This is a genomic window from Thiobacillus sp. (assembly GCF_030696885.1).
GTDB lineage: Bacteria > Pseudomonadota > Gammaproteobacteria > Burkholderiales > Thiobacillaceae > Thiobacillus.
Genome location: NZ_JAUYRI010000002.1, coordinates 1 through 11703, shown reverse-complemented (window position 1 = coordinate 11703; position 11703 = coordinate 1). Strand labels below are relative to the sequence as shown.

Annotated in this window: 11 protein-coding genes; 9 read left to right on the top strand and 2 right to left on the bottom strand. The window is 64.0% G+C overall.

Annotation, left to right across the window (positions count from 1 at the left end; all coding sequences use genetic code 11):
* The first annotated feature begins 303 nt into the window (after positions 1-303).
* Both Q8R61_RS00120 and Q8R61_RS00115 read left to right on the top strand, forming a co-directional pair.
* A complete protein-coding gene (locus Q8R61_RS00120) occupies positions 304-576 on the top strand; it encodes a helix-hairpin-helix domain-containing protein (protein WP_305533280.1) in 273 nt (90 codons plus the stop codon).
* A gap of 218 nt (positions 577-794) precedes the next feature.
* Entirely contained in the window at positions 795-1574 is a 780-nt protein-coding gene (locus tag Q8R61_RS00115) for a ZIP family metal transporter (RefSeq protein ID WP_305533279.1), read from the top strand.
* On the opposite strand, the gene Q8R61_RS00110 is transcribed toward Q8R61_RS00115, so the two are convergent.
* Entirely contained in the window at positions 1506-1730 is a 225-nt protein-coding gene (locus Q8R61_RS00110; protein WP_305533278.1) for a hypothetical protein, read from the bottom strand. The genes Q8R61_RS00115 and Q8R61_RS00110 overlap by 69 nt on opposite strands.
* Positions 1731-1756: 26 nt before the next feature.
* Between Q8R61_RS00110 and rimO the strand changes: the two genes are divergently transcribed.
* Positions 1757-3088, top strand: coding sequence for a 30S ribosomal protein S12 methylthiotransferase RimO (rimO, locus tag Q8R61_RS00105; protein WP_305533277.1), 1332 nt, complete (start codon positions 1757-1759; stop codon positions 3086-3088).
* A 10-nt stretch (positions 3089-3098) separates the two neighbouring features.
* Here the strand turns inward: rimO and Q8R61_RS00100 are convergent, their stop codons facing one another.
* Positions 3099-4097: a hypothetical protein gene (locus Q8R61_RS00100; protein ID WP_305533276.1), complete on the bottom strand. Its 999-nt coding sequence runs from the start codon at positions 4095-4097 to the stop codon at positions 3099-3101.
* Positions 4098-4136: 39 nt separating this feature from the next.
* On the opposite strand from Q8R61_RS00100, the gene Q8R61_RS00095 reads away from it, so the two are divergent.
* The 6 genes from Q8R61_RS00095 to Q8R61_RS00070 are packed head-to-tail and all read left to right on the top strand — an operon-like array spanning position 4137 to position 11500.
* Positions 4137-4556, top strand: a complete 420-nt coding sequence (locus Q8R61_RS00095) for a secondary thiamine-phosphate synthase enzyme YjbQ (RefSeq protein ID WP_305533281.1) — start codon at positions 4137-4139, stop codon at positions 4554-4556.
* 44 nt (positions 4557-4600) lie between these two features.
* Positions 4601-5845 (top strand): lipoprotein-releasing ABC transporter permease subunit, encoded by a 1245-nt coding sequence (locus Q8R61_RS00090; protein WP_305533275.1) that lies wholly within the window; start codon positions 4601-4603, stop codon positions 5843-5845.
* A 34-nt stretch (positions 5846-5879) separates the two neighbouring features.
* Positions 5880-6563 (top strand): lipoprotein-releasing ABC transporter ATP-binding protein LolD, encoded by a 684-nt coding sequence (gene lolD, locus Q8R61_RS00085; protein WP_305533274.1) that lies wholly within the window; start codon positions 5880-5882, stop codon positions 6561-6563.
* Between the two features lie 12 nt (positions 6564-6575).
* Complete coding sequence (locus Q8R61_RS00080; RefSeq protein WP_305533273.1) at positions 6576-8909, top strand: DNA internalization-related competence protein ComEC/Rec2; 2334 nt, start codon at positions 6576-6578, stop codon at positions 8907-8909.
* An 8-nt stretch (positions 8910-8917) separates the two neighbouring features.
* Complete coding sequence (locus Q8R61_RS00075; protein ID WP_305533272.1) at positions 8918-11059, top strand: bifunctional (p)ppGpp synthetase/guanosine-3',5'-bis(diphosphate) 3'-pyrophosphohydrolase; 2142 nt, start codon at positions 8918-8920, stop codon at positions 11057-11059.
* A gap of 33 nt (positions 11060-11092) precedes the next feature.
* The gene (locus Q8R61_RS00070) at positions 11093-11500 is read left to right on the top strand and encodes a hypothetical protein (RefSeq protein ID WP_305533271.1); all 408 of its coding nucleotides are present in this window, start codon (positions 11093-11095) and stop codon (positions 11498-11500) included.
* Positions 11501-11703: the final 203 nt, after the last annotated feature.

Genomic DNA, 11703 nt, shown 5'->3' with positions numbered 1-11703 from the left:
ATCCCGAACAGGACGGTGAAACGCTCCCGCGCCAATGATAGTAGGCACTGCGCCTGTGAAAGTAGGTCATCGTCAGACTCCTTATACGTACCCAAACAGGTACACCAAAACCCCCTCACACAAAGAGGGGGTTTTTTATTGCCTGATACGACCAGACTTGTGCCTAGTACGAAAATCTATCGCAATATAATCAAAGGCCTAGGTGGTACCTACGACTAAAGTTGTAGGGAGGGATTTCTTCCCCGAAGTTATGTTGCACATGTGGGCATGGGCTCACAATTCTCAAACTTCAAAGGAGGAAGTATGAAAAAGCTGATTAAGGGTGTGCTGGCCTTGCTGGCCTTGCTGGCATTTCCGGTATTTGCGGCAGTGAATATCAATACGGCCACGCAGTCCGAGCTTGAGGGGGTCAGGGGGTTGGGCCCGGCAAAAGCCAAGGCAATCATTGAGTACCGTGAGTCCAACGGCAGCTTCAAGAGCGTGGATGAACTGGACAACGTGAAAGGCTTCGGCAAGGCCAGCATCGAAAAGCTGAAAGAGGAATTGTCGGTAGGCCCTGAGAAAGCGAAAAAGTGAGCCTGGCGCTTCCCAGAGGGAGGCGTTAGTTCGCTAAAAAGTGTCCCGTGACCGTTCCGGTCACGGGACATGACGGTTGAATTCCCTGCAGTGTTCATCAAGCTGCAGACTCAAATGCCTGAATTGTGTTCCGCTGGTCAGGCTCTGCAGGAACGCATATCGGCCTGAATGCACAGCCCGGTATAATCACCCCCTTTCCGTGCTGTCTCCGAACCTACATGTCTACCCTGGCCATCATTTTGATAGCGACTGCCGCAGGCAGTTTGCTGAGCCTGCTGCTGGCTGCGGTCGTGGCATTGTCGGCGCGGCCGCACTGGGTTCCGATACTGGTCAGCTACGCAATCGGCGCACTGCTTGGGGCATCCCTGCTGGAGGTGTTGCCGGAAGCGGTGGAACTGGGTGGCGTGGGTGACGTTGCGAAAGCGCTGCTGGGCGGCATTCTGCTGTTCTTCCTGCTGGAGAAGCTGGTGTTGTGGCGACACTGTCACGACGAGGTATGCGAGGCGCACGGCGGCCATAGTCACAACCATGGCCATGACCATGGCCGTTCCGCGTTGATGATCACGGTGGGCGACACGTTCCATAACTTTGTCGACGGCATCATCATTGCTGGTGCCTTTCTGGTCGATTTTCGCTTGGGAGTGGTGACCTCGCTTGCGATCATCGCTCATGAAATCCCGCAGGAAATCGGGGATTTTCTGATCCTGCTGCACTCGGGCTACAGCCGGACCAAGGCACTGCTGGTTAATTTACTGACCGGGGTGGCGACGATGGTCGGTGCGTTGCTGGGCTATTTCGCGCTGTCGATGCTGGAGGGTTGGACGCCGGTACTGCTGGGCCTTGCGGCTGCGAGCATGTTGTACGTGGCGCTTTCGGATCTGCTGCCTGGCCTGCACAAGCGCGCGGAAATCGCCTCCACGCTGCAGCAGCTAGCGTTGATCGGACTGGGAATCGGCAGCGTCGTGCTGGTCGGCTATCTCGTCGGCCACGGACATTGAACGTCGCCGCCGGCGCGGTCCGTCAGCTACATAGATAAACAGCCCGATCGGCAGCACGCCCAGGAAAAACAGGATGGCCAGCGCCTTGCCGATGCTGCTGGCGGTAATCGCCATCATCAGGATCACGTAGGCCCAGCCAATCGCTACGATATACATCAGAAGCCCCCTCAGGATTGAACGTCATGGTAACCAAAGCACACCCCGCCCGCACACCGACTGTCGGATTTGTCTCGCTCGGCTGTCCGAAGGCGACGGTCGATTCCGAGCGCATTCTCACGCAGCTGCGCGCCGAGGGCTATGGCATCGTCGGCAGTTATGACAATGCCGACGTGGTAGTGGTCAACACCTGCGGCTTCATTGACGCGGCGGTACAGGAATCGCTCGAGGCAATCGGCGAAGCGCTGGCGGAAAATGGCAGGGTGATCGTCACCGGCTGCCTCGGCGCCAAAGGCGACGTGGTGCGCGAGGCGCATCCCAAGGTGCTGGCGGTGTCCGGCCCGCACGCACTGGACGAGGTGATGGAAGCGGTGCACATGGCACTGCCGAAGCCGCACGATCCCTTCGAGGACCTGATTCCGCCCGGCGGCATCAAACTTACGCCGCGTCATTACGCTTATCTGAAAATTTCCGAGGGCTGCAATCACCGCTGCACCTTCTGCATCATCCCGTCGATGCGCGGCGATCTGGTGAGCCGCCCGATCGGCGAGGTGATGCGCGAGGCGGAGGCCCTGGTCGGTGCCGGCGTTCAGGAATTGCTGGTGGTGTCGCAGGACACCAGTGCTTACGGGGTGGACGTGAAATACCGTCCGGGCTTCTGGAACGGCCGTCCGGTGAAAACCCGCATGACCGAGCTGGCCGGTGCGCTGGGCAGCCTCGGGGCCTGGGTGCGCTTGCACTATGTCTATCCGTACCCTAGCGTCGACGACGTGATTCCGCTGATGGCCGACGGCATCATCCTGCCTTACCTGGATATTCCATTCCAGCACGCCAGCCCGCGTATTCTCAAGCTGATGAAACGGCCTGGCGCGGTCGAGAAGACGCTCGATCGGATCCAGTCCTGGCGCGCCGCGGTGCCCGATCTGACGTTGCGCTCGACATTCATTGTCGGTTTCCCGGGTGAAACCGAGGCCGAGTTCGAGGAGTTGCTGGCCTTCCTGAAGGAGGCGCAGCTCGACCGCGTCGGCTGCTTCAAGTATTCGCCGGTCGAAGGCGCGGCGGCTAACGCCTTGCCAGATGCGGTTCCGGAAGAACTGAAGGAAGAGCGGCTGGAACGCTTCATGGAAGTCCAGGCGGAAATCTCGGCGGCCCGGCTCGATGCCAAGATCGGCCGAGAAATCGAGGTCATCGTCGACGAGGAAGACGAAGTCGGCACGCTGGCGCGCAGCCATGCCGATGCGCCAGAAATCGACGGCGTGGTCTACCTCGAAGGGGTGTTCGACCTGAAGCCGGGGACGCGCCTCAAGGTGCGCGTCGAGGACGCCGACGAACATGACCTGTGGGCGACGCCTGTCTGAGCCTGGGCGTTCATGTCAGCTGTGAAATCAAGCTGCGCGAGCGGCGCCAGAATTTCCAGGCGTCGTGCGGGTGCAGATGCAGGGCGTGTCCGCTGATCGGGTCAAGCAGGCGCAGGCCCTGCGGGCCGAGCCTGCGCAACGCACCCCTTAGCGGCACAAACCAGCCCTGCTCCAGTTCGCGCAGGGCTTCGCGCCAGCCGTAGGCGTCGCCGACCTGGCCGGCACGCGTCAACGCATCCAGCAGCATGATCCCATCCGCTGCAAAGGCCTGCGTGTCGGGATGCGCAGGTAGCGCTTGCACGCGTGCGTTGCAGAAGCCCCCCAGGGCCAGCGCTTCCACATTGTCTGCATATAGCGGAACCGGCGTGGTACAGGCCACGGGCAGGCGGCCGCCGCCCCATGGCCACAGCGAATTCACCGGCAGTGCACCGCGCGCTTCACGCGCCTGATTCACCGGGTGTTCGTGCAGCAGCATCTGCAGTTCATTCAATTCGGCCCGAAACCGCATGGCGTCGGGACCTTGCGGCAGCAAGGGATCGATGTCGCAGCCCACCGCGAGCGACAGCGGCGTGGTGTTCAGCTGCGGCCCCTCGGGATAGCGCACATACCAGCGCTGCGGATGCAGGGGCCGGGGATTCAGGGCGGCGCCAAAATGGTCGCCGATGGTCTTGGCCAGGGCGTCGGCTTCGTCGCGCGTCAGATCAAGTGCGCTGCTGTCGGCCAGCACGATGCGGTCGCGCATCACCTTCAGGTGCACCGGGTCGGCACGCAGCCAGTAGGCGTCGCTGGCTACGCCGCCATCGGCGGCCAGCGTGATCGGCGCCAAGGGCCAGTCCTGCTGGCGTGCAATGCCCAAGGCTTCGCACACAGCGGCTTCCACGCCTGCGGCCGGGCAGGACTGGCGGCTGCCGCGTGCCAGCAGCGACTGCAGCGCAGGCAGATGCAGATCCTGTGCGGCCGCTTCCAACAGGCGCGCGCTCGGGAACAGATGGGGGACCAGGAGCAGCATGTGCCGAGTGTAGCAAGACGATTCGCTAGAATGACGGCCATGCGCCAGGCTTTCCATCAAATCAGCGTTCCTACCCGCGGCAAGGGCCTGTACGCCTTCACCCCGCAGGTGCGCGACTGGGTGCAGGCGAGCGGCATCCGGCAGGGCCTGCTCACGCTCTATATCCGCCACACCTCAGCCAGCCTGCTGATCCAAGAAAACTACGATCCGACAGTGCAGACCGACCTCGAACGCTTCCTGTCGCGGCTGGTGCCGGAGGGCGACCCGATCTACGAACACACGCTGGAAGGCCCAGACGACATGCCGGCGCACGTGCGCGCGGCACTGACGCAAACTCATCTGGCGATCCCGGTAGCCGACGGCACGCCCATGCTCGGCACCTGGCAGGGTATTTACGTCTTCGAGCACCGGCGTGACACCCAGACGCGCAGCGTGGTGCTGCACCTGCTCGGCGAGTAGGACAGCTGTGGCATACTCGGGAGATTCTGACTGCGAGTCCTGTTTTGCTACCCTTTGAACTTCTAATCGGCCTGCGCTATACCCACGCCAAGCGCCGCAACCATTTCATCTCCTTCATTTCCATCGTCTCCATGGCGGGGATCGCGCTCGGGGTCATGGCGCTGATCGTCGTGCTGTCGGTGATGAATGGTTTTCAGGAAGAGCTGCGTGCGAGGATTCTCGGCGTGGCGGCGCATCTGGAAATCAGCGGACCGGCAGAGCGTCTGCCCGACTGGCGCGGGGTGCTGGCGCAGGCACGGCAGAACAAGGACGTGATGTCCGGCGCACCCTATGTCAATGCGCAGGGCATGCTGGCCAACGGCGACATGGTGCGCGGCGCGATCATCCGCGGCGTGCTGCCGGAGATGGAAAAACAGGTGGCCGACTTCGAACAGTACATGAAGTCGGGAAAACTGGCAGATCTCAAATCAGGCGAGTTCGGCATTGTCCTCGGTGCCGACCTCGCGCGCGTGCTCGGCGTCTACCCCGGCGACAAGGTGGTGCTGCTGACACCGCAGGGCAACATCACGCCGGCCGGGGTGATGCCGCGCGTCAAGCAGTTCACGGTGACCGGGATTTTCGAGGCCGGCATGTTCGAGTACGACTCCGGCCTGGCGCTGATCCACCTGCAGGACGCGCAGAAGCTGCTGCGGCTGGGCGAGGACGTGACAGGCGTGCGACTGAAGCTGGTCGAACTGTTTCGCGCTCCCATCGTGACGCGCGACCTCGCGCAGAGCCTGCTGGGTGATTATTACCTGACCGACTGGACCAAAAGCCACGCCAACTTTTTTCGCGCGGTGGCAATCGAGAAACGCATGATGTTTCTGATCCTGCTGCTGATCGTCGCCGTCGCCGCATTCAACATCGTCTCCACGCTGGTGATGGCGGTGACCGACAAGCAGTCCGACATCGCCATCCTGCGTACCCTCGGCGCGCAGCCGGGATCGATCATGAAAATCTTCATGGTGCAGGGCAGCTTCATCGGCGTGTTCGGCACTCTGCTCGGCGTGGCGAGCGGCGTGGTGCTGGCACTCAATCTCGAAACTGTCGTGCCGATCATCGAGCGCATGGCCGGCATGGACCTGTTCCCGGCCGACGTGTATTACATCAACGAGCTGCCGTCGAAACTCGACTGGAGCGAGGTGGGCCTGATCAGTGGCATTTCACTGCTCATCAGCCTCCTCGCCACGCTGTATCCGAGCTGGCGCGCGTCGCGCATCAACCCGGCGGAGGCGCTGCGCTATGAGTGAGCAGGGGTCAGGGTTCAGGGGCCAGGATTCAGGGATGGGGGGCCACATCGTGCTGAGCTGCAGCGGGCTGGGCAAGGTGTTTCGCCAGGGAAAGACCGATGTGCCGGTGCTTGGCAGCGTCGACCTCGACATCCGGGCCGGCGAGTCGCTCGCCATCGTCGGTGCGTCGGGATCGGGCAAGAGCACGCTGCTGCATCTGCTGGGCGGGCTCGACACGCCGACTTCGGGAAAAATCAGCCTGATGGGACGTGACCCCTTCGCGATTTCCGAAGCCGAGCGCAGCGACCTGCGCAACCGCGCGCTTGGCTTCGTCTACCAGTTCCACCACTTGCTGCCCGAATTTACCGCGCAGGAAAACGCCGCCATGCCCTTCCTCATCCGCCGCATGGCGCGTGGCGATGCGCTGGCGCGCGCCGCGACGATACTCGAGGAAGTCGGCCTCGGCCATCGCCTTGAACACCGCCCCGGCGAACTCTCCGGCGGCGAGCGCCAGCGCGTTGCCATCGCCCGTGCGCTGGTCACGCAGCCGGCGTGCATCCTGGCCGACGAGCCCACCGGCAACCTCGACCGGCATACTGCCGACGCGGTGTTCGACCTGATGCGCGAGCTCAACCGCAAGCACCAAACCAGTCTGGTCGTCGTCACCCACGACGTCGAACTGGCAACACGCATGGACCGGCAGATGCGGCTGGTCGACGGAAGTCTGCAGCCGGCCTGAGGCCACGACGCGATGCGGTTTGCCCTCATCGCATTCTGTCTCGGGGTGTGGCTGTTGCAGCAGCAGGCGGTGCTGCCACCGATGCGCTGGCTGTGGGGGCTGCCCCTGCTGCTGTCGGTGCTTTGGCTGCCAGTTTTTTCTCATCCCCTTGTCGAAAACGCCCGTCGCCTGGGCATCATGCTGCTGTGTGTGGCGCTCGGCTTTGGGTGGGCCGCATGGCGGGCGGATGCGCGGCTGGCCGAACGCCTGCCGGTGCACTGGCAGGGCGTGGATATCGAGCTGATCGGCGTGATCACCGACCTGCCGCATGCCAATGCGCGGGGCGAACGCTTCGTGTTCGACGTCGAACAGACCCTTACTTCCAATGCGCCACACTTGCAACGGGTGCAGCTGACCCGCTACTGGCCGCGCGATGCTGCCGGATTCGACGCACGCATGCGGGCCGGCGAACGCTGGCAGCTGACGGTGCGAATGAAACGGCCCTACGGCACCAGCAACCCGCATGGCTTCGATCTCGAAGCCTGGATGCTGGAACGCCGTATCAACGCTAGCGGCTACGTGCGCGAAACGCCTGCGCCGCAGCGCCTCGCAGCGCAGTCACACACACCTGACGCCTGGATTGCCGCAGTGCGTGCGACGGTCCGCGCGCGCATTTTCGCTACGCTCGGTGATGCGCCGTACGCGGGCGTGATCGCCGCGCTGGTGGTGGGCGACCAGCGCAGCATCCCGCACGATCAGTGGCGCGCCTTCACCCGCACCGGCGTCAATCATCTGCTTTCCATTTCCGGGCTGCACGTCACCATGATCGCTGCGCTCGCCGGCTGGCTGATGGCGAGCCTGTGGCGACGTCTGCCGCGTCAGGCGGAGCGCCTGCCCGCGCGCCAGGCCGGCCTGATTGTGGCCGTGCTGGCGGCGATCGCTTATGCGCTGCTGGCCGGCTTTCAGGTGCCGGCGCAGCGCACACTGTTCATGCTGATCGTGGTGGCGCTGGCGTTTTGGGGCCGGCGCGAGCCGCGGCCGTTTACCGCACTGGTGGTGGCGCTCTTCGTCGTGTTGCTGATCGACCCCTGGGCCGTTCTGTCGGCCGGTTTCTGGCTGTCGTTCGGCGCCATGGCAGCGATCCTCTGGGTGACCGTGGGGCGGGTGGCCTTGCCCGCCAAACTGCGCGGTTGGGTCACGGTGCAGGGGGCCGTCACGCTGACGCTGGCACCGGTGCTGTTCCTGCTGTTTCAGCAGGTCTCGCTGATCTCGCCGTTGGCCAATGCGGTGGCGATTCCGCTGGTGAGCTGGCTGATCACGCCGCTGGCGCTGCTGGGGGTGCTGGTCCCGCCGCTGTGGAATGTGGCAGCGTGGCTGATGACCGGGCTGGGCGAAGGGCTGGCGTGGGCTGCCCGCCTGCCGCTGGCGGTTACGACGCTGCCGGCCTCACCTGCATGGGCGACGGCGCTGGCACTGATTGGCACGGTATGGCTGCTGCTGCCGCGCGGCTTTCCCTTGCGCATGCTGGGGCTGATACTGTGGCTGCCTGTGCTGTTTCCGCTGCGCGATGCCATTGCCCCGGCGCATTTTCGCGCCGAAGTGATCGACGTCGGGCAAGGCACGGCGGTCCTGATCCGGACTGCGAACCACGCTCTGCTGTACGACACCGGCGCATCCTTTGCCGACAGTGATTCGGGCGAGCGCATCGTCGTGCCTCATCTGCGCGCCACCGGCGTGGGCGCCTTGTCCGGACTGATTGTTTCGCATGACGACAACGACCACAGCGGTGGCATGCGCTCGGTCCTGCGCGATGTGCCCACCGCATGGCTGCTGCACGGCATGCCTGCGAACAGCCCATTGCTTGAAGGCATTGCATTCGTCCGGCGATGCGTGCGCGGCCAGCGCTGGCGCTGGGATGGCGTCGAGTTCGAAATTCTCAATCCCAGGCCGACGGCCTATGCGGACACCCGGCGCCGCAACAACGACGCCAGTTGCGTACTGCGCATCCGCAATGCGCGCCACAGCCTGCTGCTGACGGGCGACGGCGAACGGCAGACGGAACTCGAGCTGGTCGAATCCGGTCAACTGGCGCCGGTAAGCGTTTTGCTTGCCGGGCACCATGGCAGCCGCACCTCGTCGATTGCGGAATTCGTCGCGGCGACGCGGCCCGAATGGGTCGTCTTCACCCAGGGCTACCGCAACCGTTATGGTCATCCGCATCCGGAGGTGGTGGCGCGCTTTCGCGACATCGATGCGCGCATGCTGCGCAGTGACGCGAGCGGGCTGATCCGCCTCGATTTTGGCGAAGCCGGCGTCGAGGCCTCACAATATAGACCTACGCGCCGCCGCTACTGGCTGGCCGATTGAGTGCAAGCATGCCCGAAACCTCGAAGCCCCGCTGTTTTGACGCGACCGATCCGGAGAGCGCCCGGCAGGCACTGGCGCGCGTGCTGCCGGTGGCGGAAAACGATCTGCCCTGGCGCGCGCTGGAATATGCCCATCAGCAATTGGGCGCGAGCCCTGCATTCGCGCACAGCGTTGGTACCGCGCTGATCGTGGCCGAGCTGCGGGTGGGCGCGGATGCGGTCGCCGCCGCCTTGCTGCATGACTGCCTGGTTGGCACCCCCGATTTCGATGCGCGCTTTGGCATCGCGGCTCGGCTCGCGCGCGGTGTCGACGCGATGGCGCGCATCGAGGCACTGGCGGTCAGCGCCACCGACAAGCGCCTTGATCCGCATGCCCAGCTCGAGGCGCTGCGCCAGATGGTGCTGGCGATGGTCGAGGACATCCGTGTGGTGCTGGTGAAGCTGGCCGAGCGCACGCATGCGCTGCGTTGCGCCGCCACCCAGGACGATGCCACCCGCGATGCGCTCGGCCACCAGGCCCGCGAGCTGTTTTCGCCGCTGGCCAACCGGCTTGGCGTGTGGCAGATCAAGTGGGAGATGGAGGACTGGGCGTTCCGCTATCTGGAATCCGATACCTACAAAAAAATTGCCGGCCAGCTCGACGAAAAACGTGCCGACCGCGAGGGCTACATCAAGGGCATTATCGAGCGCCTCGAAGCCGAGCTTGCGCTGCACGGCATCGAGGCCGAAGTCACGGGCCGCCCGAAGCATATCGCCAGCATCGTCAACAAGATGCGGCGCAAGCGATTGAGTTTCGAGCAGTTGTACGACATCCGCGCGGTGCGCGTGCTGGTGAAGCACGAGATCGACTGCTATACCGTGCTGGGTCTGGTGCACAACCTGTGGCAGCCGATCCCGGGCGAGTTCGACGATTACATTTCGCAGCCGAAGAGCAACGACTACCGGTCGCTGCACACCGCGGTGATCGGGCCGGAGGACCGCGCGCTGGAAGTGCAGATCCGCACCTTCGACATGCACCACCAGGCCGAGCTCGGCGTCGCGGCGCACTGGCGTTACAAGGAAGGTGGCAAGCAGGACGCGCAGTACGAGGAAAAAATTGCGTGGCTCAGGCGCATCCTGGAATGGAAGGACGACGTCGCCGACAGCAGCGAGTTTTCCGAGCAATTCAAGACCGAGCTGTTTCACGACCAGGTCTACGTGCTGACCCCACAGGGACGGGTGGTGGCGCTCGACCGCGGCGCCACGCCGGTGGACTTCGCCTACACGCTGCATACCGATCTGGGCCACCGCTGCCGTGGTGCCAAGGTCGACGGTGCGATGGTGCCGCTGAACACCCCGCTCGACAATGGCCAGCGCGTCGAGGTGATCACTGTCAAGGAAGGTGCACCGAGTCGTGACTGGCTCAACCCGGCGCTCGGTTATCTGGCGACGCATCGCGCGCGCTCCAAGGTGCGCGCCTGGTTTCGTCAGCGCGATGTCGGCGAGCAGGTCGGCCTTGGCCGCACCCTGCTGGACAAGGAGCTCAAGCGTCTGGGCGTGGTGGATGCGAACCAGGAAAAGCTCGCGCAGCGGCTCAAGTTCGGCAAGGTCGACGAGTTTCTTGCCGCGCTCGGCCGCGGCGATGTCGGCCAGCGCGATCTGGTCAACGCGCTGCAGGAATCGGGCAAGGCCGTCGCGGCGCTGGTGCCGACCGCCAAGCCGCGTGCGCGGCCCAGGTCCGGCAACCCCATCGTGATCCCGGGGCTGGGTGATGTGCCGCTGACGCTGGCCCGCTGTTGCAAGCCCCAGCCGCCGGATGCCCTTGTGGCCTACACCACTGTGGGCCGCGGGCTTACCGTGCACCGTGCCGATTGCGCCAGCCTCCGGCGCGCGAATCCTGCGCGCATGATGCCGGCCGAATGGGTGCTCGATGCAGGCGCTGCCTTCGAGGTGGACATTCTCCTCAAGGCCTTCGACCGCCAGGGCCTGCTGCGTGACATCTCGGACGTCATTGCCAAGGACAAGCTCGACGTGCTGCGGGTCAATACCGAGACGCGCGGCGAGGTTGCGCACATGCAGCTCAGCGTGCGGGTGCGCGAGCTGCAGCAGTTGTCACGGCTGCTGGCGCGCCTGCAGCATGTGCAAAACGTGATTGAAGTGCGGCGTGGGTGAAACCATGGGCGCGCGGGCACGGGGATCTGAAGCATGATTGAACCGGACAAGTTCGAGGTCGATTTGTCGCCCCGCGCGCCCTGGTGGCGCAACTGGAAAGTGATGCTGCCGGTGTGGTGCGTCATCGGCGGACTGGTGTGGCTGGGCCTCTATTTCAACGTCGACCGCAGCGTGATCGCCGGCAGTGTGGTGGCCGTGGGCCTGCTCTCCAATGCCTTTGCCTGGCTGCTGGGTTTCATCGCGCTGGTGCCGGTGGTAGGCCCGATCATCGTCAAAGTGCTCTCGATCGGCTTCATCTGGCTGCTCAACGCGGTGGGCTACCTGGTCGCCTACATTGCCATCCGGCGCGGTTACTCGAAGGATGTGCTGACCTACCGCGGCCTCACCATTGCAGTCATCATCGGCATCGTGATCGGATTCGTGCTGGGCAGACTGCTTTAAACCTAAAAACCGCAGTTGACCGCTTACCAGCGCTGGGAGCGCCGCTTGGATATTGAGTATCGGAGCCACGTGCGCCTTCACCTGGCGGGTGAGAACGCTACGCACCCGATTGCACGATTTTCGGGTCGCCTGGCCGCGTTGCTCTTCGTTGCAGGGAGCGGCCATGCGCCTCATCGCGCCTTGCCAGACAACCCGAAAACCGC